Origin of the sequence: Synechococcus sp. PCC 7502 (genome assembly GCF_000317085.1) — a bacterium.
Taxonomy (GTDB): domain Bacteria; phylum Cyanobacteriota; class Cyanobacteriia; order Pseudanabaenales; family Pseudanabaenaceae; genus PCC-7502.
The window spans coordinates 2,386,267-2,411,634 of record NC_019702.1; the positions used below are offsets into that span (position 1 = coordinate 2,386,267).

Below are 25,368 nucleotides of genomic sequence, written 5' to 3' on the forward strand. Positions count from 1 at the left end.
TTGACTTAAATTTATTAAATTAGCCCTTTTTCTTTTTAGGTGAACCGGGTTCAAAGGGTAAAGAAACTTCATCCTTAGGCTCATTTTTTTTAGACTCGGCTTTTAAGGGTAATTTAGCCGCCTTAGAGGTACTAGGAGCGATCGCCTCTGGACTTGCACCAACCCCTGCTTCTGCCAACTTTTGGAGATTTTCTGGTAACGGCTCCTTAGAAACAATAAAAGCTTGGGCAGTTTGGAACACATTGGCAACAAGCATATACAGCAGTACTCCTGCAGGTAGAGGAAAGAACAAAAACATCCCCGAGAAAATCACAGGTGTAATTTTATTCATCGTATCCTGCTGTTGATTCTCAGAGGGATTAGCAGGCTTACTACCAGAAATGTTTTGGTTAATGTAAAGACTAATGCCAAACGCCAAGATCATTGCCAAAATATCTAACTTTAAGCTACCGTCTGGATTAGATACCCCAACTTCACCCAATGCCTTGATAAATAGAAAACCTTTATTAGCAGCTAAACCGGGAATGGTTGCTTGAACTGTAGCTTCACCTTCTTTTAATGCCTTAACCGTACCATCGGGTAAAACCTCAACTACGCCTTCACCTTTGGTAATCTGCCATTTAGGAGCTAGATCAATATCTGGAAATCTAGTGCTTACTTTAGTAAAATCTTCGACCTTACTTGCTTCTACTGCTTGGAGTAATACTTTAGTTTCGCTGCCTACAGCCAAGTTTGTGCCAGTACTGACGGTTGCTTGAACGGGATAGTGGACTCGATCAGCAAAATAAATGTTTTGAGGAGGAGTAGTAAATGCCTCAGACTGAACCTGTGTGGGCGATACTTGAAAATTAACGGCGTAGTTGATATCTGAAAAGGGTGAACCCCTTAGAGTGGCAAATAGGGCAAATAAAATAGGCATTTGTAGTAGAGCAGGCAAACATCCAGCCAGAGGATTACCAAACTCTTTAAAGTTTTCAGAATTTACCTTAGCCATTTCCTGTTGCTGTTTAGCTGGATCGCCCTTGTATCGTTCTTGGACTTCCTTGATCCGCTTTTGCATGATTGGGTTAGCAATTTTCATATTTCGCATATTGCGAAGCTGATTAGCATTAACTGGAAATAGAGCAATGCGAATTACTAAAGTAAGTGCCACGATCGCCAATCCATAGCTGGGAAACTTGCCATAGAAGAAATCCAAGATCGGCAACATGACGTTATTCGAGAGAAAACCTATACCAAAATCCATATAGTTAGTTTGACTTGTATATCCTAAATTGCACCAAGAGCACCGCTAGAAGTTTGAGCTTTGAGAGTTAATTTAGACTCCACAAATTCATAGACTTTACGAAAATTAGGCACTGCCCTCATTTCTAGGCGAGACCCGTCCTTAAGAGTTAACACCATATCTCCCCAACTGCCAATGCCCCGTGGCACAATTACCACTTTGACAATCTCAGCATAAACCACATCGACCCTTTGTCGTCCTAGCCAACCACCAGTGACGGTAATACGTCGATTAGTGATACTGTAACGCAACCACAAAGCTCTGACGATCGCTCCAATCGTAATTGGTAGGGTGATAATAAAAAATCCGACTAAAATGCTGATCAGCAAGTCCCCAATGTGGGGTCCACCTTCGTAAAATATTTCTTCTTTAATTGCCATATACTTTTCTAATTTGAAACTATTAATTTGAAGTTACTAATTTCAACAATTACTTTGTAAAATCTGAGCTTTAGTAAGTAGGTTTGTTAAATCTTCTTTCAATTCTAAGTACTTGGGAAGGGCGGAAACCGTAACAACAGTGATTACAATTTGTAAGCCTTGCCTTAATTGTGGCAGAAAAGCACGAAAAATTGCACGAATTTGTCTTCTGATGAGATTGCGGATTACAGCTTTTTTACTGAATTTTTTACTAACTACGATGCCGATTTGAGTCTCAGCCTCTGGATTATTGGTGTTGTAAACCCTAAGCCTTAAGTATTTTCCATAATGGCGATCGCCTTTGCTATAGACAGTGGTAAAGTCTTCTCGCCGTCTTAGGCGATTGGGAGCAGGCAACACAATAATTTACAATTGCTTAAAATATGCAAATAGCCTAAACGGTAGTTAGACGGAGACGACCTCTACTGCGACGAGCTTTAATTACAGCCCGACCAGTGTGGGATTTCATCCGAGCACGAAAGCCTGAAGTACGTCTTTTTTTGCGGGCGGTGCCGCCGAGAGTACGTTGTGTCATGGGATTATTACATGTAAATATTTTTAGGCTCTTTAATATAGCATTGTCGATATTGCTATGTCGAATCTCCAGTAAATTACTTTTGCTTTTGCGATGGTATTTGGTTAGATAATCTATAATGTGTCGTCGGTCGGTGCCGTTTTTAACGATTCTAGTAAACCATCTAGTAAACCAAACATAGTGAATGCGTAACCGTTTCAATATTTCCAAGTATGCAATTAAGTATTCATGGCTAACTTTAATTGTGTGGTTAATTATTAGTATTGCTGGTGTTTTTGCCTTCTCTTCCCTGAAATATGCACTATTCCCCGATGTAACTTTTCCAGTAGTTGTGGTCAATGCTTCGGCTAGAACAACATCCCAAACTGATACTGAAGCTCGTATTACTAATGCCTTAGAGCAAAAATTACAGGGGATAGAAGGAGTAAGTTCAATGCGTTCTTCCACCTATAGCGATCGCTCAGTAATTAGCTTAGGCTTTGATGTCGGTACAAATTTAGAGGCTTCTACGCAAAAGGTAGAGGAGATTGTCAAACAGGTAAAGCTTCCAGATAATGCCACATTTCAAGTAATTCCTATAAATCTGAATGAAACGGCAGCAGTAAGCTATACCTTTACCTATAAAGCTTCTCCCAGTCTTGATTACGCTAAATTACAGGATTTAACCACACTGGCAAAGACCAGAATCTTACCCAAACTTCAGGCTCTTGAAGGAGTATTAAAAGTATCTCTCCTTGGTGCGCCCACCCCTCTACCCACCCAAATTAGTCCCCAAGCTTTTGGCGAGTTTATTAAAAATACGTTTACGAGTACCAAAATCAGAATTAATGGCAAAGATGCTTTGGCTATGGAGATCATTAAGCGTAGCAGTGCCAACACTTTGGAAGTAGTTGATTTAGCAGAAACCGCCGTTGAAAAATTGCGATCGCAGTTCCCAGATTTAGAAATTTCCCTTGCCTCTACCCAAGCTGAATACATTAAAGAAGCTACCCATGCCACCATTGATTCTTTGGTTTTGGCGGTGATTTTATCGGTAGTTGTGATCTATCCTTTCTTAAAGGACTGGAAAGCTACGGTAATTTCGGCGTTGGCAATTCCCATGTCTTTGCTTGGCACCTTTGTGGTCATGGCTATTATGGGCTTTAATCTGGAGACTATTACTTTACTGGCATTGGCTTTGGTAATTGGGATTGTAGTTGATGATGCGATCGTCGATGTGGAAAATATTAGTCGCCACTTAGATCAAGGGGAATCTCCTTTTAGAGCCGCTATTACCGCCACTAGAGAAATTGGTTTAACCGTAACCGCAGCGACTTTGACCATTGCCGCCGTGTTTCTGCCCGTAGGTTTAATGCAGGGTACCTTGGGACAGTTTTTTAAGCCCTTTGGTATTACCGTATCCGCAGCAGTTTTAATTTCCTTAGCAGTTGCCCGCACTCTTTCCCCTTTATTAGCAGCCTATTGGCTTAAGGGCAAACCTTGGGAACCACAGGATCATAATCACCGTGATGGCATGAATGCAGCCTATGCCAAAATTTTAATTTGGTCACTGAATCATCGTTGGCTTGTGGTTGGGTTGGCGATTTTAACATTCATTATCGGTTTAGCCTTACTGCCCTATGTGCCGAAAGCCTTTATTCCCAAACTAGATCGGGGTGAATTTAATATTACCTATACTGGCTCTATTCCCAAGGTTGCAGCCCCGCCCGTGGAATTATTTCGCCCTAGCCCCAATGTGAATCCTGCTAGTTTACTTTTAGCTGCTAGTCCTTTAGTTCAATCAGGTGATGTTGCTAAACAATTAGAGGCATCTATCCTAAAGTCTCCTGAAGTTGAAACCGTATTTACCACCATTGGTAACGGACAAGGACAACCAAACAGGGGAAATTTATATGTGAAATTAAGAAGCGATCGCACTCTGACAACCTCGGCAATGCAGGATCAATTGCGGGCAACTTTGCCAAGAATTCAAGATGTAACTACCAGTATTGAGGATATTCAGTTTGTGGATACAGGTGGAGAAAAACCTTTGCAAATTTCCTTGGTGGGAGAAAACTTAGAGAATTTACGCCGAACTGCGATCGCCATCAAAGCTAAAATCCAAAATCAAATAGGGCTGGAGGATATTAAAATCACTGGTGATAGTGAAGTTGATCATCTTAACGGTAAACGAGTTACTTACATTACCGCTAATCTAGGTAAAAATATTGCCCTTGGCACCGCAACCGATCAGGTCGTAGCGATCGCTAAACCACTTTTACCAGCAGGAGTAATCATCGATCTAGGTGGAGATTCAGGGCGATTAAATGCTATCCTCAACAGCTTTGCAGGTACTTTAAGCTTATCTGTAACCTGTATTGCTTTTGTTTTACTTTGCCTATTTAGAAATTTAGTTGATCCTCTATTGGTAGTTTTTTCTTTACCTTTAGCATTGGTGGGGGCAATTCTATCTTTGCTGATCACAAATAGTGGTTTTGGTATGATTGCAGTGATTGGCATTATTCTGTTAATTGGAATTGCTAATAAAAATGCGATTTTAATCGTAGATTACATTAATCAAAGTCGAGAGCAGGGATTAACCCTAAAGGCAGCGATCCTTGCCGCTTGTCCAGTCCGATTACGTCCAATATTAATGACCACTGCTTCAACGGTTTTGGGAATGTTACCCATTGCCCTAGGAATTGGTGCGGGTTCAGAATTACGGGCTCCCATGGCGATCGCTGTGATTGGTGGATTAATTACTTCTACTGTTCTTAGCCTAATTTTTGTACCTGTGGTTTATAGTCTGTTGGATGTATTTAGAAAAAAAGTGGAAAAATAACCCAGATTAATTCTGAGCATGACAAGTCCTTCTCTTAAAACTCAAGCTGAAATTCAAACTCTACGGCAACAAGTCGAAACTATGCAAGTGTTACTAAAGCAAATGCGAGGCGTAACTGATGACTTAATTTCTGGGCAAGATCAAGTTAAAAATGAGCTTAAAAATTTAGAGCGATCGCATGAAGCTACCCAACAACTATTTCAAACCCAATTACTTGATCAAATTCTGCCAGAGCAAGACGAACTTGTGCCGCACTATGTGGAAATAAATAAGCAGTTACGGTTAGTTGGTGCTGATATTAATCTTTTGAAAACTACCCGTCAACCTGAAACCCTAAACCAGCGTATTGATAAAGCTGGTGATCGCCTAACTCTACTTTTAACCTACTGTGATGCTTTGTTAGCTTCTTAAAATCTGTTATATTTTTATATAATAAATTGTTATCTTTTTATATAACAAAACAGAATGCTATGTACAAAACAAATTTACGCAAAGTAGGTGGATCAATTATGTTAGCGGTGCCGCCATCACTGCTTGATATGTTGCAGCTTCAGGCTGGATCAACTGTGGGAATTACCGTTGATGATGGGAAAGTTATTGTGACCCCACAACTAAAACCTGCTTATTCCCTAGATGAATTGTTAGAACAATGTGACCCAAATGCTCCGATTACAAATGAAGATCAAGAGTGGTTTGATTTGAGACCCATAGGGCTTGAACTATGAAGAGAGGTGATATTTATCTGGTTTCGCTTGATCCCTCAGCAGGACATGAGCAACAGGGAACTAGACCAGTTCTTATAGTTTCACCCGATAAATTTAACGCTGTAACCAAAGTGCCGATTGTGGTGCCAATTACCTCAGGTGGAAATTTTGCCCGTTCCGCAGGTTTTGCAGTTCCCTTGGCAGGGATAGACATTCGTACTAAAGGTGTTGTGAGGTGTGATCAGCCTAGGTCGCTAGATTTAGGAGCTAGATCAGCTCGGAAACTAGAAAGTGTTCCCGAAGTTATCATAGAAGAGGTTTTAGCTAAAATTTGCACTTTGTTTAATAACTAATTACTTCCTAATTTTGATCTGCCGATCGCTCAAGTAATCTTTAATTTCGGCGATCGATAATTCCCCATAGTGCAGAAGTGAAGCCAATAGAGCCGCCTCAGCCTTACCCTTACTCACGGCATCATAGATATGTTCACAATTTCCTGCACCACCCGAGGCAATAATAGGCACTTCAACTAGATCGGCAACTTGGTGAGTTAGCTCCAAATCATAGCCAGCCTTGGTACCATCGGCATCCATACTTGTTAACAAAATTTCCCCTGCGCCACGTTTCACTACTTCCTGCACCCAAGCTAAAACATCCAATCCTGTATTTTCCCTGCCCCCTCGCACATAGACATCCCAGCCTATATTTAAAGGGTCTGTTCGTCTGCGGGCATCGATCGCCACCACAATACACTGATTACCAAAGCGATCGCTAGCTCGATTAATTAAACTAGGGTCTTTTACCGCCGAGGAGTTAATACTAATTTTGTCTGCTCCCGCCCTTAATAGCTCTCGAATTGACTCCACATCTTTAATACCTCCACCCACAGTCAGTGGAATGAATACTTGTTCTGCGGTACGATAAACTACGTCTAAAATAATACTGCGGTCTTCGTGGGTGGCAGTTATGTCCAAAAAAACTAACTCATCTGCCCCAGCTTGATTATAAACCTCTGCTAACTCTACGGGATCGCCTGCATCTTTAAGATCAATAAAGTTTATGCCTTTGACCACTCGCCCTGATTTCACATCTAAACAAGGAATAATGCGTTTTGCTAACATTGGATTTTCGTTTTTAATTCTTCTATTCAGCAGTGAGATTTGTGGGTATAGCCCTGCGTGGGGAGTACCGTGGCAGATATACAGACGAGAGGCGTTAAATTTAGAATTACCTGATGATCAAGCTACCCTTCGTATTAATAAGTTTAACCAAAAATTGACAGGAATCGTCCCTAGACTTAACCCAGATCAAAATTGGCGGATAGATATTCGTTATACCAATTACCGCCGATCGACAAGGGTTAAACAAGCTTTATTGCGACTAGAAGGATATAACCTCATTTTTATTACTGAAGCAGATGCCAAGGCTCAAGGCTTTAGTTCTGTACCTGCCCTTGCCAATACCTGGGCGCAATCCCTGTCTAATTTGTTCAAAGACCCTATTCTCCGTAAGTTATTGATTGTAGGGATGGGAATGCCCCCGCAAATTAACTATCGGGGAGTTACCTATTATCTTAAACCCGTCATTGCTGGCGATCGCGGTTTATTTCGTACAAGCGGTAGTCGGTTTATGGGTCGAGTAATCTACTGGGAAGTGCCTGCGGATGATAAAACCTACCAAATTATCAGCACCAATAAATCCTTGGAGCCAAGTTCGCCGCCCCTATCAGTTTTTCTGCTAAATCGCAAGTTGCAATTTTTAACCTATACGCTAGAGCCAAGCTAATTTTTGATCTGAATTATTATCTAGTTAGTAATCATTGCCCTAATCCATTTTCTGAGATTAACTTCAGCATTGATTTCATCCTGTCTTGCTTCTGCCAAAAACTGATACAGTCTTGTCTTTGGAACTTGGGGAAATGTGGGGCTGGTTTCTACTTCTATGTATTCTTGCTGTAGTCGATCAAGTTGATAAATTCTTAATATTTCACCGTTGTATCGCCAAAACTCTGGCACACCTAAAGCCGCATACAAAGATAATTTCTGAATATTTGTATGGGTAATATCGATCTCGATTACTAGATCGGGTGGTGGGTCTTGGCTAATACTTACATTGCGTCCAGAGACAAGGGGTTGATTCTGGAAATAGTAAGCATTATCAGGTTCTACAGCTCTGAGTAAGTCTTCTCGGTCTAGGGTAGTTGAACCCATAGTTTTAACCTTTAGTCCTAATTCTGTGACCAAAATTCGGATAAAAAACTCAAACATCATCCGTGAAAATTCGTGCAGTTCTAAAGGCATAAGAATCTCTAAAGTCCCATTGTCGTAAGCCAATCTAGCGTGGCTGCTGGCACTGAGGGCATTAGCAATTTGTTTATAGGCTTGCCAGCTTAGACCGTGAAAGGTCATTCTCTTTTCAGCGATCGCCATTTCTAATTTCTCTGCCATGGATTTTCAGGATGATTATGAATCTATCTTAGCGAATCCTTGTTAAACTATTGGCATCTTCACCTTCAGAATTGTGGCTTTTAGTAATCTGTTCACCACGCCGATATTTTATATTGGGAACACGGCATTTTCTCTTTTATCCATTTTAATCCTGATTTTATTGAGCTTTGGGGTGTTTATCAGCTCCCATGTAATCAGTCAGATATTAAAGCGATCGCTCCTACGCCAGTTAGATCGGGGGGTCAAAGAAACAGTAACCTCAATTACTAATTACACCCTTTCAGTAATTGGCATGATTATTGTCCTACAGTCAGCGGGAATTAATCTCAACTCCTTAGCTGTAGTAGCAGGTGTACTAGGACTGGGAATTGGCTTTGGATTACAAAACTTAGCAGGTAATTTTATCAGTGGCTTAGCAATTCTATTTGAGCAGCCGATTAAAGTTGGGGACTATGTTGAACTGGATAAATTACTCGGCACTGTGGAAAAAATTTCGATTCGCTCTACGGTAATTCGGACAAATGACGATGTGTTTGTCATAGTTCCTAATAGCAAACTGATAGATAGCAATATCATCAACTGGAGCTACCAAAGACCAAGGTGCCGACTGCATTTACCAATTTCCATCGCCTACGGTACAGACCCAATTATAGTGACAGAGATATTAGTTGCTTGCGCTCGCATTGAACCCAATGTTCTGTCCTATCCACCTCCCAAGGTATGGTTGAAGAAATTTGGAGACAATGGGCTTGAATTTGAAGTATTAGTTTGGATCGATCAACCCCACGAGGCTGAACCAATTAAAAGCTCCTTAAATTTCCTGATCGAAGGAGAATTACGCCATCATGGTATTGAAATTCCTTTTCCCCACCGTGAAATTAGAGTGAGGGGTTGGGATGGTCAAGCTTTAGGGGCTACTAATTTTAGTTCTAAGTCCAGCGATACCGAACTTAAAATCAAAACCGATGGTAATTTAACCTCGGAACCCAAAAAAGTAATTACCAAGTTACCCAATAAGCGTGCCTTACGAGACCTGTTACGGCGAATTACCTATTTTGAGCAATGTAGTGATTTGGAGTTGCGATCGCTAATTGAACAGGGTTATCGTCAATTTGTTAAGACTGGAGAAATTATTTGTCGAGAGGGAGATCCGGGGGATTCTTTATATATCGTGCTTGCAGGTTCCGTTGAAGTGGTTTCACTACGCACAGATCAGTATATTTATAGCTTTCAAGAGGGAGATTTTTTTGGTGAAATCGCCGTTCTCACAGGTACTCCACGCACTGCCACTGTTAGAGCTTTGCAGGATACTACTTTATTCGTGGTTGATCATGCCCACCTCCAAAAACTCTTAAAAAGTCATCCCAATTTAGCTGAACAGATTGCTGAAAAATTATCGGAACGCCAACAGGTTTTAATTGATATGGGACTGATTAACCCTGAAGATTTAAAGCAAAATGGTGAAACTCCATTTATTTGGATGAGAAGACATCTGCAAACCCTATTTGGTCTATAACTTCCTAGAATTGAAATACTCCTCAGTGCCAAGTAAGTCACAGTCGATTTTTTTATCTCTGGTAACAGAACATTAATTCAATAGATCGCTAATTTTGAATGTCTCATTGCCATAAACTTTGTAAAAACATATCTACAAGTTTGATGTTAAAAGTATAAATAAATTTACAGAATTCTAATTTTTAGTTCAACTTTACTAAGGCGATCGCCACTCTTCAAATTATTTTTATCCTAAAAGATTGTCCAGTTCTCCAAATCCCACAGCACAAAAATCTCCCGATTTACCACCCATTTTACCGACTAATCGCACATTAGAAATTATCATAGTTTTTTCCAACGCCTTTGCCATGTCATAGAGGGTTAGTGCAGCGATCGAGCAGGCTGTTAAAGCTTCCATTTCCACCCCAGTTTCAGCCTTGGTTTTGACCGTAGCACGAATTTGATAGCCGGGGATATTTTCATCCATAGTGATCTTTACATCCACAGCACTAATTGGAATGGGATGACAGAGAGGAATCAGGTTAGCAGTTTGCTTGGCTGCCATAATCCCTGCAAGACGTGCAGTTCCTAACACATCACCTTTAGGGACATTACCATCTTGGATTGCATCAAGGGTGCTAGTTTGCATTGAGATTTCACAGATAGCGATCGCTGTTCTAAGGGTAGGAGCTTTTTCTGATATATCCACCATTTGAGCAGCACCAGTTTTGTCTATGTGGCTGAGAGTCATTATGAGTTTGGGTTACACTTTATTCTTAGTCTATGCCTAACTTGTTCAACTCCATAAGTTTTTTATCTATTGCGGTTTTCAGATAAGTACGGCACAGGTATCAACCACGAAGGGGTTCCATCTCTATCACCCCATACAATTTAGTAGTAGATTTTAAAATATATTAAAATTCACTGTAAAGTAGTCAGCGTATGCAAATTTGGAAACCAATGAAAACTCAAATTCAGCAACGATACTTGATCGCATTAATTGGACTTTTTCTGGCATCTTGTTCTGCCAATCCCCCCCAAGCAGGAGTAAGAGCAGTTCCAGTTCCAATTGCTAACGTAGAATCTGGCACAATTACAGATAGTTCTGACTATGTGGCTAACATGGAATCCCGTCAGTCAGTTACTCTGCAACCAAGAGTTAGTGGCTATGTGCAGCAGATTTTTGTCAAAGCTGGGGATGCGGTTAAAGCTGGCAGTCCGATTTTACTGATTGACTCTAGCCAACAACAGGCACTAGTGCAGCAAGTTAATGCCGCCGCCGCTACCACCGAGGCTGAATTGCAAAGTGCTAAAGCTACTCTAAATCAATTACTTGCCCAGCAGGAATCCATCATATCAAGTGTGGAATTTAATAAAGCTGAATTTAAGCGATATACCCAGCTAACATTGGAAGGGGCAACCTCAAAGCAAAAACTCGATGAGGTCTCTAACGAGCTTAGGGCTGCCAATTCTCAACTGGGACAAATTAAAGCTCAAATCAAATCCCAACAGGCAAATATTAATAGTGCGGAAAAGCGCATTGATGAGGCGAAAGCAAATGTGGGTCAGCAAAGTGTACAGCTAAATTACTACACAATCGAAGCTCCATTCACAGGTACAGTTGGAGATATTCCAGTCAAAATCGGTGACTTTGTAAATAACAGCACCCCCTTAACTACCATTACCCAGAATCAAGTTTTAGAGGTGCAGGTAGCTGTCCCCGTGGAGAATGCCCCCCGCCTCAGGCAAGGGATGATCATGGAAATTCTTAATGCCCAAAATCAACCTGTAGCCAGTGGTAGAGTATTTTTTATTGCCCCCAGCATTAACCAACAAACCCAATCAGTTTTAGTGAAGGCTAATTTTAATAACGAAGGTAATAAATTACGAGCTAATCAGTTTGTGAGAGCTAGATTAATTTGGGATACCCGAACAGGTGTTTTAGTACCAACTTCAGCTATTTCCCGTCTTGGTGGACAGGATTTTATTTTTGTGGCTGAGAGTAAAGGTGAAAAAGGACAATTGGTGGCTGTACAAAAGCCAATTAAACTAGGGAAAATTACTAGTAATAAACAAGAAGTGCTGTCAGGGCTTGAAGCAAAGGACAAAATCGTGATTTCAGGAATTTTGCAATTGCGTGATGGCGTGCCGATCGCCCCTGCTGAAACTAAGTGATGAAATCAACAGATAATGCTAAGTCCTGACCTGAAACGACTGCACAAATGGCTTACACCTGGGCGATTAGTATTACTGGAAGCTTGTTTTATTGGGTTATTATCTGCACTCGCTGCTGTTGCGCTGAAAAAGTCAATAGGTGTATTTGGGGGATTGCGCGTCCAAATTTCCCACGACTTATCAGCAATTTTGGTACTGCCTCTGATTGGATTATGTGGTGGCTATTTATCGGGTTTTATAGTTGAAAAGTTTGCTCCTGAGGCTTCAGGTAGCGGCATTCCTCAAGTTAAAGCTGCTTTAGATTATGTCCCCGTAGTTCTAAACCTAAGAGTAGCAACAGTAAAATTAATTAGTACGATTTTAGCCTTGGGCTCAGGTTTAGCATTGGGAAGGGAGGGTCCATCTGTCCAAATCGGCGCATCTCTTGCCGCTCACCTCAGTCGCTGGGTACCCACTTCCCCAGATTATCGCAGACAGTTGATTGCCGCCGGAGCCGCCGCAGGTTTAGCCACAGCTTTTAATGCTCCCATTGCGGGAGTTATATTTGTGATTGAAGAGCTACTCCAAGATGTTTCCAGTCTGACTATAAGTACGGCGATTTTGGCATCATTTGTGGGTGGTGTAGTCTCTCACATTTTAGGGGGGAGCATTCTACCCGAAGGTACTTCTAAATTACAATTTTCCGCCCTTGATATTCCCTTCTTGATTCTGCTAGGAGCATTAGTTGGCTGCTTTGCCGTTCTATTTAATCGGGGAGTGATTGCTGGCATAATCTGGAATCGGCGCATATTTAAACTAGGATTACGTTGGCGGATTGCGATCGCTGGCTGCACCTGTGGTTTAATCGTAGGTTTATTACCTGAAACTTTTCGAGATTCTACAGCTTTACAAGAGTTTTTAGCCTCAGGAGGAAGCAACTGGCAGGCAACGGCAGTGGCATTTTTAGCAAGGTTTGTATTAACTTTAATTGCTTGCAGTGCCGAAACACCGGGAGGATTTTTTGCTCCAGCTTTAATTTTAGGGGCAGCCCTGGGTTCTATAGTGGGCAATTGGGAAAACGAGATCACTCATTCGGGTAGTTCTGCTATGTATGCCTTAGCTGGCATGGGGGGATTTTTTGGAGCAGTGGCAAAGGTACCAATTACCGCATTTGTGATTGTGTTTGAAATCACTATGGATTTTAATATTGTCCTACCATTGATGATTGTCACAGCAGTGGCTTATTTAGTGGCAGAAAAGTTTATAGATGGCTCCCTCTATACTCAAATCCTCGAAATTAACGGAATTTTCTTAAATGCCCAAGCGCCTGCGGATGGACTGTGGTTAGACCTAAAAGCCGCAGATATTATGCACCAAAAAGTAGAAACCCTAACTGTGGACATGACCCTAGATGAAGCTAAATTAATTTTCGGGCGATCGCATCATCGGGGGTTCCCAGTTTTAGAAGCAGGCAGTGTCGTGGGGATTATTACCCAAACAGATTTAGTCAAAATTAATGAGCGCAAACTCCAAGGCAATCAATCCCTGCGGGAAATTATGACCCCTAATCCTGTCACTATTTCCCCCGAAGATAGTTTATCTCAGGTTTTATATTTACTTTCCTATTACAAACTGTCTCGTTTACCCGTCCTAGATGCCAATAGATTAGTGGGAATTATCACTCGCAGCGATATTTTACGCGTGGAAGTTGATAAGCTCAAGGGCGCAGACCATCAATATCTAGATCGTTCCTATGTGGTATATCAAACCCGTGGTACCAGTACGGGCAGAGGTCGGCTTTTAGTTCCCCTGCAAGAGCAATGGGAGCAAAATATATATGTAATGGAGGTGGCAAAGGCGATCGCTAAATCTTTAGATTATGAAATCGAGTGCTTAAGTACAATTACTATTTCCCCCCATTTACCTACTGCTAAAACCTCCGTTCCCATTACCAGTAGATTACATCTTTTACGCCAGGCAGTAAGCTTAGCGGAAGATAATCATATTCCGATTCATACGCAAATTCGGCTTTCCCATGATCCAATTGTCACGATTCAAGAAGTGATCGAGGAGCGATATACAGATTTACTTCTGCTTGATTGGGATCAAGGCTATATGTCGGTTCCCTGTGATTTAGTTATAGCCAGAGAAGCTCAAGAAATATTTCCTAATCTTAGCCATAGGTGGTTGATTGTAGTGGCAGATTGTAGTTCTCCTGATCGCGCCTTTAATCTACTTCCCCATTTAATTGCATCCGATGCCCAAGTACATCTTTGTCATATTTTTCATAAACCTAATTTCGAGGAAGGTTTAATTAATCCGCAAAATTTAGCACGCAAACTGAAAAATCCTATTGAATCTACTGCCGTTTGTGCCAAGTCCATTGCCGACGCTGTAGTAGATATAGCTAAACAGGAAAACAGTGACGTGATTGTCCTAATTACTAAGCCCCATGAGATTAAGCAAATTGCTGATGCCGTTGACTGTAGGCTGATTTTTATCGGCTGTGGTTAGGTTGTTATAATTTTTATATACACCATTTATTTGAAACTGATGAAATTAACCCCTTACCTATTTCTAACGATCACGGTTACAGCAATCATCGGTACTAGCGTATGGCAGTCCTCAGCCCAAATGAATAAAATGATGAATCATAATATGGATGAGATGTCCATGGAATTGGGGGCGGCTGATGCTAACCTTGATTTGCGGTTTATTGATGCCATGATTCCCCACCACCAAGGTGCAGTCCAAATGGCAAAGGAAGCTTTAAAGAAATCTAAACGTCCAGAAATTCAGAAACTAGCGACAGCAATTATTAAGGCTCAACAGGAAGAAATAGCGCAACTACAAAAATGGCGGAAGCTCTGGTATCCCAACATGAGTAGTACACCAATGGCATGGCATGGCGAAATGGGACATATGATGACCATGTCTGCATCTCAACAAAAAGCAATGATGATGAGTATGGACTTAGGTGCAGGTGATGCTAAGTTTGATTTGCGGTTTATTGATGCCATGATTCCCCACCACGAGGGTGCTCTGACTATGGCACAGGAAGCTCTAAGTAAATCTAAGCGTCCAGAAATTCAAAAACTAGCAAAAGCAATTATCACTTCCCAAAAAGCGGAAATTATAGAAATGCAGAAGTGGCGAAAAGCTTGGTATTAATATAATTTGGTAGTTATAGTATTCCTAATTCCAGTCTTGAATGCCGTTGATGGCACTGCTTGTTACCCATACATCTATTTGATCGGGTTTATCTTGCTGATCTTGATTAATACTATCGGCAATGCGCTGGGCTGATTCTAAGTTGCGGGCGATCGCAAATACCGTTGATCCCGAACCAGACATTAAAACCCCCAGAGATTCTTGGGCTTGAAGTTGTTTTTTAAGTTCAGCAATTTGGGGATAGGTAGGTAAAACTACCCGTTCTAAATCGTTATACAAAAGTCGGGCAATTTGATGGTGACTAGATTCATCCCTAGAGGCTATAGCTGCTAATATCTGGCTAGAATGGCTATGAGGAGTTTTTGTGGCTAAAAGTCCCTGGGCTCTAAAGGTGTTGTATGCCCATGCCGTAGAGATTCCTAAATTTCGGGGTTTACAAATTACTAAAGCCAAATTTTCCAATGGCGGTAATGGTGATAATACCTCACCTCTACCCACAGCTAAAACCGTACCACCTCCAATGCAAAAAGGCACATCTGAACCTAATTGAGCCGCTAGTTCTTGCAATTCACCTTGAGTTAACCCCAAATTCCACAGTCGATCTATACCTACTAGTACCGCCGCCGCATCACTAGACCCCCCTGCTAACCCAGCACCTACGGGAATATTTTTAGTAATAAAGATTTCGACACCACCAAAGTCGGGATAGAGATTTTGCAGTAATTTTGCCGCTTTATGAACCAGATTTGTATGATCCGTGGGTACTTCAGGGTGATCACAGTGAACATGGATCTGATCGGTGCCAGTGATCCGAATATCAATGCGATCGCTCAGGTTAATACTTTGCAGCACCATGACTAGATCATGATAACCATCGGGACGATTACCTGTAATCTCTAAATATAAATTGACTTTGGCAGGAGCCTTGAGCGAAAGACTAGACAACATGAATTATAGGTAGTGTTAATTGATCGTACTTTTTGTGGATATGTGATAATTAGGAAATAGCCCCTAGTAGAAGCAGTCCAGCTATGAAAAACGCTAAAGATATGGATAGTTGAATTATGGAATAAATAGTGCGCTTTTGCCAAAGTCCTAGGGAAAAGAAAATAACTAAAACTAGACTAATTCCCAGTGCCAGATAGTAACTCAGAAATAATCTATTCAGATCGCTACTATCCATACTAAAGGCAATAGAGAGCAAGGCTAAGCCCGCTACGACTTCAAAGACTAATGATCCAACATCCTTACTAGCTTTAGTTGATGTATAAGATGCTTGATATTTCCAGATGCTATTGCCAATGAGTGCTAGGGCATAGATGATAGTGATAAGTTTAGGCATATTAATCTAGGTCTGCATAGTCGGGCAAAGCTGTATCAATGGCAATTCCCTTTCTCAGAACATGGCGATCACTTTGAGGTCGAGATAGTAATTCACTAAAGTAGCGGGCTTTAAAGATAACTAAATCCGCTGATGCCCCTACGGAAATATAGTTAGATTCTAAACCCATTAGTGCCGCAGGGGTGGTTGTAATTGCCTTAATCCAATCACCGTAGGGAGTATCTAGGTGGGCAATCTTCACTGCCATAGAAAATACTTCTAAGCCGTCATGATTACCAAACCCAAAGAAAGGATCACGCACATTATCAGAAGCGATCGCAATGGGAATTTCAGCTTGTTTTAATTCATGGATTAAGGTTATCCCCCGCCACCGTGGAGTTTTTAGGGCATGACGATCTTGCAAATAGAGATTACACATAGGCAGAGACACAATGCCGATTTTTGCTGCCTTAAGCAGTTCCAGAGTTATGTTGACATCTTCATCCCTTTGTACCGCTAAACTACAACAGTGATCGCAAACTATACTGCCCTTAAATTGATGGCGTAATGCTGCTTCTGCTGTAGCTTTTAGGGTTTGGGAAGTTGGATCATCATTTTCATCGGTATGTAAATCTAAATCTAGGTTTCTGTCCTTTGCTAAGCTAAATAATCGATCTAACTGATGCTCTAAATTCGGATCAGTAAATGGTACTCCACCTACGACTCCTCCCAGTTCAGCAATCCGATCAGCAATCACCTCTCCTCGTTTGCCTGCATATTCACCTAAAGTAATTAAAGAGACGGGCTGTAGAATTAGGCGATCGCTCCACTTAGTTTGCAGGTCTTTAAATACTTGCAAGGTTAAGTCAAAGTAATCCCACGGGCAGTCCAGATGGGTGCGAATTGCCTTTGTGCCTTGGGCATAGCTAGACTTTAAGCCAAACTCCATGCGCCGATAGAGATCATCATAACTATTCGAGCGATCGCCTGCCACTGCCCTTAAAGCACTCTCAAAAGTTCCATCAGGATTAGGAGTTCTCTCCCAAATATGTCCTTTATCCAAATGGGTGTGCATATCCACAAAGCAGGGTAAAACTATCCCTTTTTTTAAATCCCAACTCAAAACTGAATTATCGATAACGGGAGTAAGTTCCGATGGATAAATGGCGATAATCTTACCCGCCCTAATTTCTAGATCACAACAGACTAGACCTTCTTTAGTAATATGTTGTTGTGTGGATGGAATAGGACGGAGAAGACATTGGGGAATATGGGCATTAATCAGCCAGTAATGTGAACTTATAACCATCTGCCGACTACCACTCGCACTGTGCCATCTGCTAAGGTTTCTTGCTGCTCTAGGGTAAAGCCCTGATTTTTTACCGTTGCCAATAGGGAATTATAGGCATATTTCTGAGTAACTAGCCGCACAAAATCCTGAGGATCAATCATTGCTCCCCAAAAATCAGCTATTAACTCGTAGGTTTCTCCTTGGCGACGAAAGCCCAAGTCATAACCATGCTCCTGCTCAATCACATAGTCAGCCTCAACTTTACTGCCCATATAGCCTCGGACTGGGGCTTGGCATTTAACCTTAAAGCCCAATTCTTGCAGAGTTTTTTGCAGAATCTCACCGTTTTTAATTTCAACTTTAATGGTTGTAAAGTGGGACATGAATTTTTACAAGTGATTTAAGTGATTTACTAGAGATTTATTAGGCTTTGTAAAGACCGCCAACGTAGTTAGCATAGCCATTGTAAATAGTAGTTTTACGTCTTTCCCCTGTACCCAACATTCTTTCCGTAGCCTGTGACCAGCGTGGATGGGGCTGATGGGGATTCACGTTTGCCTCAAAGTCATACTCATTTGCTACCAAAGTATTCCAAAAGGTGGCTGGTTGACGATCAATAAACTCAATTTTATCAATGGATTTAATACTCTTAAACCCGTACTTCCACGGCACAACTAAGCGAATCGGCGCACCATGCTGTTTTGGTAACTCATGCCCATAGATACCAACTGCTAAAAAAGCCAGATCATTCATTGCCTCTGCCATAGTTAAACCCTCCGTATAGGGATAGGGATAATTTTGCAGGTCTTGGCGACTTACTTGCTTTGGTCTAAAAAAGGTAGTAAATTTCACAAATTTGGCAGTAGATTTAGGTTCAACCCTTTGAATCAAGGACTTTAGGGAAAAGCCAACCCAAGGTACAGCCATTGCCCAAGTCTCCACACAACGATGACGATATAGGCGTTCTTCCATCGGCATTTTTGTAATTAAGTCTTCGATCGCTAAGGTTTGGGGTTTATTGACCAAGCCGTTAATTTCCACTGTCCAAGGATGGGCTTCAAAGTTACCAACATACCGCCAGACATCTTTACCAGAACTGAACTCATAAAAATTATTGTAGGTTGCTGCCACTGCCTCATCCGTAAGCGGGCGATCAAGAACAAAATTGGGATTTTTAGTAAAGTTCAAAGCCTGCAAATTAGCAGATTTAAGATTTTCCTTTACTGCCTCTTGATTTGTGCTGTTACAACCTAAAACTGTAGTAGATATACCTGTGCCGATTGCTCCCAAGCCCAGACCCTTTAAAAAGCGACGGCGATTGAGAAAAACTGATTCTGGTGTAGCATGATTTTCAGGCAGAAACCAATCGGGAAGTATTTTAATTAGGGTCATATTTTAATTTTGTTTCTATGATTAATGCTACCTCACTACCCCAGGGATGTGTATTACGTCGAGCGCAGGCGCAGGATAAATGGTATCTCCAAAAATTAGTTTGGCAGTTTGAAATCGAAGAAGTTTTAGAACTTGATGCCAGAGTACTGTTCTATAGATTCTTAACTTTATTAGCAGCTATTTTATTATTAATCTTACAAATTTCTCTACTAGAATTTGCCTCTGTTTTGCTGAAATTATTATTAACCGTAGGAATTATTTATAATAGTTTTTTAATTATTGCGGTGATTAATTCCTTAGTTATTATCATTTTGAATATATTTTTAGGCGCAGCAATAAACTGGTCAAGATTCTGGGTAATTGAATACGAGCAGGAGCTAATTGGTTGTGCTTCGGTTAATTTTTATTATAAAAACTCTAGTCTCGGTTATTTATATATTTCTCCTCGTTGGCGTAATCAAGGCTTAGGTTCCTATTTATTAACCTATTTAATTCGCAAATCTTCCCATCCTATTTCCTTAATTTGCAAACCTAAATTAGTGGAATTTTATGCCACCTATGGTTTTATGCCTGTTGCATGGGAAAATATATCTCCCAGTTTAAAAAATATGTACAACATTTTTCGTCCCCATCCTAAATTAATTGGTTGCCCTTTAGTGCTAATGGAATATCGTCATGCTCCATAGTTATATTCCCCCGGAGCGTTACTTTGCATATCTCAGTTGGCAACAGGTGGCAGCGATGCCGAACAAAGAAAATGTAATTATTTTTCAACCGATGGGAGCGATCGAGCAGCATGGTGGGCATTTACCCTTAGCTGTGGATGCAATAGTTGCTGTGGGCGTATTAGGTAAAGCCTTGACACAACTAGATCATGCTATTCCTGCTTATAGCTTACCGCCCCTATACTATGGGAAATCTAATGAGCATATTGCCTTTGCGGGGACAATTAGTCTATCGGCTGAGACCCTGGGGCAGATATTAATGGAAATAGCTGAAAGTATTTACAGTGCTGGGTTTCGCAAATTAGTATTTGTCAATGCCCACGGCGGACAGCCCCAAATTTTACAAATCCTTGCTAGGGATATCCATGTGAAGTATCCAGATTTTATGGTTTTTCCCTTATTTGTCTGGAATGTGCCAAATGCTGCCCATGAGCTACTCAGTCCCAAGGAATTAGAAATTGGGATTCATGCGGGGGATGCGGAAACTAGTTTAATGTTGGCGTTAATGCCCGAACGGGTAAATATGACTCAAGCGGTAATGGAGTATCCTCAAGGATTTCCCACCAATAATCTGCTATCTCTGGAAGGGAAACTACCCTTTGCGTGGACAGTGCAAGAGCTAAGTAAAAGTGGGGTAATTGGTGATCCTACGGTTGCTACTAAGGCTAAGGGCGATCGCCTGCTTCAATCTTTAGCCACAGGATGGATACAGGTAATTAAGGATATTTACTTTTTTACCCAGCCACGAACTTGATGGAATCTTGAGCTAAAATTTTGATAATTTAGTCGGCATTAATAATTGGGTAAACAATGCTTAAAACTTTTTATGTCGTTCCTGCAGTTGTGCTTAGTGTGATTTGGTCTCAGCCTGCGATCGCCGCTTTGAGTGCTGTTGAAATTGGCAAAATTGCTAAACAGGTGACAGTATTAATCAAAACCGATCAAGTTGGCTCAGGGGTAATTGTCTGCCGTGAGAAAAATACTTACTATGTGCTGACCGCTAAACATGTGATCGATCAAAAAGATAAATACACCATTGTGACTGCCGATGAGCAAGAATATCCCTTAGATTACAACACTGTAGAAAAACTACCAGATGTGGACTTAGCGATCGCTACATTTACCAGTGACCGTAACTACAATGTCGCTAAAATCGGCAACTCAAATAATGCCCCTGAAGGTACTTCTGTCTATGTAGCGGGATTTCCCAAGGTAGGTAATGCCATCGATCGGTCTATTTATCAATTTACGCCCGGACAAGTGACAGCCAATGCTTCTAAACCTCTGGCATTTGGTTATGGGCTGGTTTATACCAATAAAACCCTACCTGGGATGAGTGGCGGTGCAGTTTTAGATGATAATGCCCAACTTGTGGCAATTCATGGCAGGGCTGAGGGAGGTTCCCTTGAACGTCAAACCGACACTATCTACGTCAAAACTGGTTTTAATTTAGGTATTCCCATCAACACCTTTATCCAAAAATCTCCAAAGCTTGCCTCTGGTTTTAGCAGCAGTTCTTTTGGTAGTATTCCTCCTGTGATTAAATCGATTGAGTCGGGAGCAGATAACTTTTTCCTACAAGCTGGGGACAAATACCAAAAAGGAGATGTTAATGGTGCGATCAAAGATTTAAATCAAGCTCTAAGGCTAAATCCTAGATATGCTGCGGCTTATAGCAAAAGGGGAATTTTAAACTATGTACTGCGGGATCAAGATGCGGCAATTAGTGACTTTAATAAAGCTCTGCGCTTAAACCCCAGTGATGCCATGACCTATGTGGGACGAGGACTAGCTCTTTCGGCAATTGGCAGTAAACGGGAGGCGATCGCAGACTATACCGAGGCAATTAACTATAACTCTTTACAAGGTTCTGCCTATTACAATCGGGGAGTTTTGTTTTATAACATGGGAGATACCCTTGCAGCTATGACTGATTTGCGTAAGGCGGCGGAAATATTTAATAGCCAAGGTGATGATGATGAGTATAAACGGGCAATGGAAACCATAGCGATCGCTTTAAAAACCTGTCGTCAGGCAATTAAAACCATGTGTGATTGGTAGAATCAATTTGGAACTAAGTTTAATTTAAGCAATCAAAACTACAAAATCAATTCTATAAAATCAAAACCATGACTACACTCTACGATTTTTCAGTTAAAAATATTGATGGCAAAGACACCAAACTTTCCGATTATCAAGGAAAAGTTGCCCTAATTGTCAATGTTGCTTCTAAATGTGGCTATACCCCTCAATACAAGGGCTTAGAAAATCTCTATAAGGCATATAAAGATCAAGGTTTTGTGATCCTAGGATTTCCCAGTAACGATTTTGGCGCACAGGAACCTGGAACTGAAGAACAAATTAAGCAGTTCTGCTCCCTGACCTACGATGTCAGCTTTGATCTATTTAGTAAAGTCAAAGTTAAGGGTAAAGAAAAAGTTGATGTGTATAAGTATTTAACCGAAGCAACTAAGGCTGAAGTGCAGTGGAATTTTAATAAGTTTTTGGTGGATAAATCGGGGAATGTAGTTAAATACTATGCCTCAGGTGTATCCCCTGATAGTCCAGAGCTTAAAAAAGATATTGAAGCTTTGCTTAGTTAAGCTTTGCTTTTATTTGCAATATTTGCGTCTTTAGCCTGAACCGAAACTTCAGGATGGTCACCAATATACCACCGCCACGGAATCTCTGTACCCTTAGTTAAGCCAATTCTAGTAGTTTGAACGATCTGGAATTGGTTTGTTTGTAGCTCTAGCCATAGTCCCGATCGCAGTGATAAGGGCATATTATTTAGCGATCGATCAATTTTTAAGGCACGGCAGAGTTTCCCTGGTCCCGATGCTAAACGCTGGATTTTATGATTCTTTTTCCCCTGTTTTCCCTGTATCCACGGTGGGACTTGATCTAGGGCTAAAGCTCGAATTAATACCGCACTGGCGACATCTTCTTGATCGGTCACGATGTTAATACAGTGATAAATTCCATAAATTAAATAAACATAGATAAACCCAGCTTTGCCAAACATTGCCGCATTGCGATCGCTTTTTTTCCCATAGGCGTGACAAGCAGGATCACCGGGCGCATAAGCCTCGGTTTCTACGATCATGCCCCGATATTTCACCCCGTCTATTTCTCTAACTAAATAACAACCTAGAAGTTCGGGAGCTACTTCTGGAGCAGGGCGGTTTAGGAATAAAGAGACTACAGGATCGAGCATTTTTAGCTAGGCAATTTTAGAAATAAATCAGGAAATAAATCCAGTATAGCTATGCTTCAATAATCACCCGAATACTGCCCCGCTTTTTATTCACACGACAGGCAGTGGTATCCCCAGAACGTTCAAATTCAAGGTCTAAAAGTGTCTGTCCGATGCGTAAATTTTGAATCGATAGGCGATTAATGGAGTTTAGTAAAGTTGGATCAATGATGCGGAGTTGATTACCCGGAGCATTAGGTACTAGATTTACCATGATCGAAATTAATTGGAAGATCGTCCCAGTTGCCCAAGCTTGAGGAGAACAGGCGACAGGATACTGCACGGGTGAACTAAAACCATCATGTTCATAGCCACAAAATAACTCTGGTGGTCGCTGATAGGGCTGTCCTATGGTCATATCGATCAGTCCCTGAGCTATGCGTAATGACTGCTTCACTAAGCTATGCGATCGCATTCCTAGGGCAATTAAACTATTATCGTGGGGCCAAACGGAGCCAATATGGTATCCCATCGGGTTATAGGCGGGCGAAAGACTACTTAGGGTGCGAATCCCCCAACCATTGAACATATCGGGAGCGTTTAAGCGGGCTGCTACCTTCAGTGCCTTTTCATGCTCAAATATGCCTAAATTCAAGCAATGACCGGGATTAGAAGTAATGCTATCTACAGGTTTGCCTTCACCGTCTAATGCTAAAGCACAATAGTCTTGATCGGTCACCCAAAAATCCTGATTGAAGCGTAATTTTAAATCCTTTGCCTGAGATCGCCATAGTTCTGCTAACTCAAATAACTGCTTTCTTTCTGCTAACTCACTCATCCTAATCTTGGCAGCATACACATATCCTTGGACTTCACACAGAGCGATCGCTCCCTCAGCTATTTCCCCCTTGCGATTGATAATACAATTCTCAGAGTCTTTCCAACCTTGGTTAAGTAATCCCCTCTTGGAATGACGATAGTAACTAAGATAACCAGTTTCTTGGCAGTTGCGATCGATCCATGCCATAGCCGAGATTGCATTTGCCCATAGGCTATCTAAGATTGTATCGTCAGCCGTCCACGCATAATACTCAGCATAGAGCATCAACCAGAGTGGAGTGGCATCAACTGTGCCGTAATAAGGGGTATGGGGAACTTCATGACAGCGTGCCATTTCACCCAGCCGAATTTCATGGAGAATTTTACCCCGTTGTTCATCTCGCCATTCATTATCTTCTTTGCCCTGAAAGTGAGCCAGAATAGAAAGAGTTTCGCGGGCGATCGCTGGGTCTAAAACCAAGGTTTGGGAAGCAGCAATGATCGAATCTCTGCCAAATAAAGTCGAAAACCACGGCACTCCCGCCGAGAGAAAATTATGCTTTTCTGAGGTTTGTCTTAATAAATAAATATCCAGTACTGCCCGATCAATTACTTGATTCAGGGATTTGTTATCTGTTTGAATTTTAGTAATTTGCTCTGTCCAGATTTTCTCTTCCAATAACTCTTCTGCTTTTGCCTGTAGGAAGGTTTGTGGAACGCTGACCACAGAGGTGGGATGGTTATTGGTAAATAAGTGAATGCGGTATCCTAACGTTATGGATTCCCGCGCCCCTAGGTTTAATCGCCAAACTGCTGTATATCCATGAATTTCATCAGGCTGGTGGGAGTTAAATTGAATGCGAGATTCCATTAGTACCCCATCTAATCCTTCGTAGGCAAGGACAATTTCCTTAGATAATACTTGCGTTAGTAATTGCTCTTGATTGGGGAGATAGTTGAGTAATATTCCTCTTTTTTCCCGCTTCGCTCCTTTAACTTCAAATAAATCCAGAAAATCAGCATCAAAACTCAAACTAAAGGCAAAAACAACGGGATTGGTATTGTAGTTAGTTACTTGAATCTCCTCAAATAAGCCACCTTTAATCACAATTTCTCTGTGGATGCCAATGGTTTCTGCTTTAATCTGACCGAGATTTTCATCGGAACCCAGATTGATATTGGGATTGTTAATCTCTGGATTTGAACATAAAACTGACATCGAAAACCCTTTGTGAGCAGAACTACTAAAGGAAATTGGCGATCGCCCATCAATTTGCAACTCCAACCGACTGAGAAATCTGGTGTCTCGACAGAATAATCCCATGCTGTCTTCAATACCGCCAATGCGACAGCTTAGGTCAGAGATATTGCCTAACGTATCTGTAATCAAGAATAAATCGTCATCTTTCAAAGTCAGAGTGGAAATCGGATGTTCCCCAATTAGACAGTTCCAAGGGGTAACCAGCGTTTTATCAACAGGAATGAATGTTCTGCCATTAATTTCAATTGTGTTGGATTCATTGGATTGAGCTATGACTGGTTGAGTTAGGTCGGGCATATTATTTGATTGTGATTATTTAATAAGATTCACTAA

27 protein-coding genes are annotated in these 25,368 nt (G+C 41.3%); 13 read left to right on the forward strand and 14 right to left on the reverse strand.

Features of this window, described 5'->3' with window-relative positions; all coding sequences use genetic code 11:
• Positions 1 to 19: 19 nt before the first annotated feature.
• The 4 genes from yidC to rpmH are packed head-to-tail and all read right to left on the reverse strand — an operon-like array spanning position 20 to position 2,239.
• The gene (gene yidC / locus SYN7502_RS11780) at positions 20 to 1,246 is read right to left on the reverse strand and encodes a membrane protein insertase YidC (protein WP_015169037.1); all 1,227 of its coding nucleotides are present in this window, start codon (positions 1,244 to 1,246) and stop codon (positions 20 to 22) included.
• A gap of 23 nt (positions 1,247 to 1,269) precedes the next feature.
• Positions 1,270 to 1,665, reverse strand: a complete 396-nt coding sequence (locus SYN7502_RS11785) for a PH domain-containing protein (protein WP_015169038.1) — start codon at positions 1,663 to 1,665, stop codon at positions 1,270 to 1,272.
• Between the two features lie 42 nt (positions 1,666 to 1,707).
• The gene (gene rnpA, locus SYN7502_RS11790) at positions 1,708 to 2,064 is read right to left on the reverse strand and encodes a ribonuclease P protein component (protein ID WP_015169039.1); all 357 of its coding nucleotides are present in this window, start codon (positions 2,062 to 2,064) and stop codon (positions 1,708 to 1,710) included.
• Positions 2,065 to 2,098: 34 nt separating this feature from the next.
• Positions 2,099 to 2,239 (reverse strand): 50S ribosomal protein L34, encoded by a 141-nt coding sequence (rpmH, locus tag SYN7502_RS18965; protein ID WP_015169040.1) that lies wholly within the window; start codon positions 2,237 to 2,239, stop codon positions 2,099 to 2,101.
• Positions 2,240 to 2,423: 184 nt separating this feature from the next.
• Here rpmH and SYN7502_RS11795 point away from each other — a divergent pair, with 184 nt between their 5' ends.
• From SYN7502_RS11795 to SYN7502_RS11810, 4 genes are read left to right on the forward strand one after another with little or no spacing between them, the layout of a single operon-like run.
• On the forward strand, positions 2,424 to 5,060 hold the full coding sequence (locus tag SYN7502_RS11795; protein ID WP_015169041.1) for an efflux RND transporter permease subunit: 2,637 nt from the start codon (positions 2,424 to 2,426) through the stop codon (positions 5,058 to 5,060).
• Positions 5,061 to 5,078: 18 nt separating this feature from the next.
• Positions 5,079 to 5,471 carry a heterocyst frequency control protein PatD gene (patD, locus tag SYN7502_RS18380; RefSeq protein WP_015169042.1) on the forward strand — a complete coding sequence of 131 codons (393 nt, stop codon included), beginning with the start codon at positions 5,079 to 5,081 and terminating at the stop codon, positions 5,469 to 5,471.
• 59 nt (positions 5,472 to 5,530) lie between these two features.
• Positions 5,531 to 5,785 (forward strand): AbrB/MazE/SpoVT family DNA-binding domain-containing protein, encoded by a 255-nt coding sequence (locus tag SYN7502_RS11805; protein ID WP_015169043.1) that lies wholly within the window; start codon positions 5,531 to 5,533, stop codon positions 5,783 to 5,785.
• Positions 5,782 to 6,117, forward strand: coding sequence for a type II toxin-antitoxin system PemK/MazF family toxin (locus tag SYN7502_RS11810; protein ID WP_015169044.1), 336 nt, complete (start codon positions 5,782 to 5,784; stop codon positions 6,115 to 6,117). The genes SYN7502_RS11805 and SYN7502_RS11810 overlap by 4 nt, the downstream gene beginning before the upstream one ends.
• Here the strand turns inward: SYN7502_RS11810 and hisF are convergent, their stop codons facing one another.
• Positions 6,118 to 6,885, reverse strand: coding sequence for an imidazole glycerol phosphate synthase subunit HisF (gene hisF, locus SYN7502_RS11815; protein ID WP_015169045.1), 768 nt, complete (start codon positions 6,883 to 6,885; stop codon positions 6,118 to 6,120). It abuts the gene before it with no gap.
• Between hisF and SYN7502_RS11820 the strand changes: the two genes are divergently transcribed.
• Positions 6,869 to 7,549 (forward strand): hypothetical protein, encoded by a 681-nt coding sequence (locus tag SYN7502_RS11820; RefSeq protein WP_015169046.1) that lies wholly within the window; start codon positions 6,869 to 6,871, stop codon positions 7,547 to 7,549. The genes hisF and SYN7502_RS11820 overlap by 17 nt on opposite strands.
• A gap of 20 nt (positions 7,550 to 7,569) precedes the next feature.
• Here SYN7502_RS11820 and SYN7502_RS11825 read toward each other — a convergent pair whose 3' ends face one another.
• Complete coding sequence (locus SYN7502_RS11825) at positions 7,570 to 8,211, reverse strand: Uma2 family endonuclease (RefSeq protein ID WP_015169047.1); 642 nt, start codon at positions 8,209 to 8,211, stop codon at positions 7,570 to 7,572.
• Positions 8,212 to 8,284: 73 nt separating this feature from the next.
• On the opposite strand from SYN7502_RS11825, the gene SYN7502_RS11830 reads away from it, so the two are divergent.
• A complete protein-coding gene (locus SYN7502_RS11830) occupies positions 8,285 to 9,727 on the forward strand; it encodes a cyclic nucleotide-binding domain-containing protein (protein ID WP_015169048.1) in 1,443 nt (480 codons plus the stop codon).
• 225 nt (positions 9,728 to 9,952) lie between these two features.
• Here SYN7502_RS11830 and moaC read toward each other — a convergent pair whose 3' ends face one another.
• Entirely contained in the window at positions 9,953 to 10,456 is a 504-nt protein-coding gene (gene moaC, locus SYN7502_RS11835) for a cyclic pyranopterin monophosphate synthase MoaC (protein WP_015169049.1), read from the reverse strand.
• Between the two features lie 209 nt (positions 10,457 to 10,665).
• Here moaC and SYN7502_RS11840 point away from each other — a divergent pair, with 209 nt between their 5' ends.
• The 3 genes from SYN7502_RS11840 to SYN7502_RS11850 are packed head-to-tail and all read left to right on the forward strand — an operon-like array spanning position 10,666 to position 15,030.
• Positions 10,666 to 11,880, forward strand: coding sequence for an efflux RND transporter periplasmic adaptor subunit (locus tag SYN7502_RS11840; protein WP_144050214.1), 1,215 nt, complete (start codon positions 10,666 to 10,668; stop codon positions 11,878 to 11,880).
• A gap of 15 nt (positions 11,881 to 11,895) precedes the next feature.
• Positions 11,896 to 14,373, forward strand: a complete 2,478-nt coding sequence (locus SYN7502_RS11845) for a chloride channel protein (RefSeq protein WP_015169051.1) — start codon at positions 11,896 to 11,898, stop codon at positions 14,371 to 14,373.
• A gap of 39 nt (positions 14,374 to 14,412) precedes the next feature.
• A complete protein-coding gene (locus SYN7502_RS11850; protein ID WP_015169052.1) occupies positions 14,413 to 15,030 on the forward strand; it encodes a DUF305 domain-containing protein in 618 nt (205 codons plus the stop codon).
• A 24-nt stretch (positions 15,031 to 15,054) separates the two neighbouring features.
• Here the strand turns inward: SYN7502_RS11850 and ispE are convergent, their stop codons facing one another.
• The 5 genes from ispE to msrP are packed head-to-tail and all read right to left on the reverse strand — an operon-like array spanning position 15,055 to position 19,034.
• Positions 15,055 to 15,975: a 4-(cytidine 5'-diphospho)-2-C-methyl-D-erythritol kinase gene (ispE, locus tag SYN7502_RS11855; protein WP_041430144.1), complete on the reverse strand. Its 921-nt coding sequence runs from the start codon at positions 15,973 to 15,975 to the stop codon at positions 15,055 to 15,057.
• 52 nt (positions 15,976 to 16,027) lie between these two features.
• A complete protein-coding gene (locus SYN7502_RS11860; RefSeq protein WP_015169054.1) occupies positions 16,028 to 16,372 on the reverse strand; it encodes a hypothetical protein in 345 nt (114 codons plus the stop codon).
• 1 nt (position 16,373) lies between these two features.
• On the reverse strand, positions 16,374 to 17,660 hold the full coding sequence (locus SYN7502_RS11865) for a cytosine deaminase (protein ID WP_015169055.1): 1,287 nt from the start codon (positions 17,658 to 17,660) through the stop codon (positions 16,374 to 16,376).
• Positions 17,651 to 18,025 carry a DUF1257 domain-containing protein gene (locus SYN7502_RS11870; protein WP_015169056.1) on the reverse strand — a complete coding sequence of 125 codons (375 nt, stop codon included), beginning with the start codon at positions 18,023 to 18,025 and terminating at the stop codon, positions 17,651 to 17,653. The genes SYN7502_RS11865 and SYN7502_RS11870 overlap by 10 nt, the downstream gene beginning before the upstream one ends.
• A gap of 40 nt (positions 18,026 to 18,065) precedes the next feature.
• Complete coding sequence (gene msrP / locus SYN7502_RS11875; RefSeq protein ID WP_015169057.1) at positions 18,066 to 19,034, reverse strand: protein-methionine-sulfoxide reductase catalytic subunit MsrP; 969 nt, start codon at positions 19,032 to 19,034, stop codon at positions 18,066 to 18,068.
• A 17-nt stretch (positions 19,035 to 19,051) separates the two neighbouring features.
• Between msrP and SYN7502_RS11880 the strand changes: the two genes are divergently transcribed.
• From SYN7502_RS11880 to SYN7502_RS11895, 4 genes are all read left to right on the forward strand, one after another.
• On the forward strand, positions 19,052 to 19,720 hold the full coding sequence (locus SYN7502_RS11880; protein ID WP_015169058.1) for a GNAT family N-acetyltransferase: 669 nt from the start codon (positions 19,052 to 19,054) through the stop codon (positions 19,718 to 19,720).
• On the forward strand, positions 19,710 to 20,513 hold the full coding sequence (locus SYN7502_RS11885) for a creatininase family protein (protein WP_015169059.1): 804 nt from the start codon (positions 19,710 to 19,712) through the stop codon (positions 20,511 to 20,513). The genes SYN7502_RS11880 and SYN7502_RS11885 overlap by 11 nt, the downstream gene beginning before the upstream one ends.
• A 56-nt stretch (positions 20,514 to 20,569) precedes the next feature.
• Positions 20,570 to 21,820, forward strand: coding sequence for a tetratricopeptide repeat-containing S1 family peptidase (locus SYN7502_RS11890; protein ID WP_015169060.1), 1,251 nt, complete (start codon positions 20,570 to 20,572; stop codon positions 21,818 to 21,820).
• 68 nt (positions 21,821 to 21,888) lie between these two features.
• Positions 21,889 to 22,362, forward strand: coding sequence for a glutathione peroxidase (locus SYN7502_RS11895; RefSeq protein ID WP_015169061.1), 474 nt, complete (start codon positions 21,889 to 21,891; stop codon positions 22,360 to 22,362).
• Here SYN7502_RS11895 and SYN7502_RS11900 read toward each other — a convergent pair.
• Both SYN7502_RS11900 and SYN7502_RS11905 read right to left on the reverse strand, forming a co-directional pair.
• Positions 22,359 to 22,976, reverse strand: a complete 618-nt coding sequence (locus tag SYN7502_RS11900) for a DNA-3-methyladenine glycosylase (protein WP_015169062.1) — start codon at positions 22,974 to 22,976, stop codon at positions 22,359 to 22,361. The genes SYN7502_RS11895 and SYN7502_RS11900 overlap by 4 nt on opposite strands.
• Before the next feature lie 49 nt (positions 22,977 to 23,025).
• A complete protein-coding gene (locus SYN7502_RS11905) occupies positions 23,026 to 25,332 on the reverse strand; it encodes an amylo-alpha-1,6-glucosidase (RefSeq protein WP_015169063.1) in 2,307 nt (768 codons plus the stop codon).
• Positions 25,333 to 25,368 lie beyond the last annotated feature (36 nt).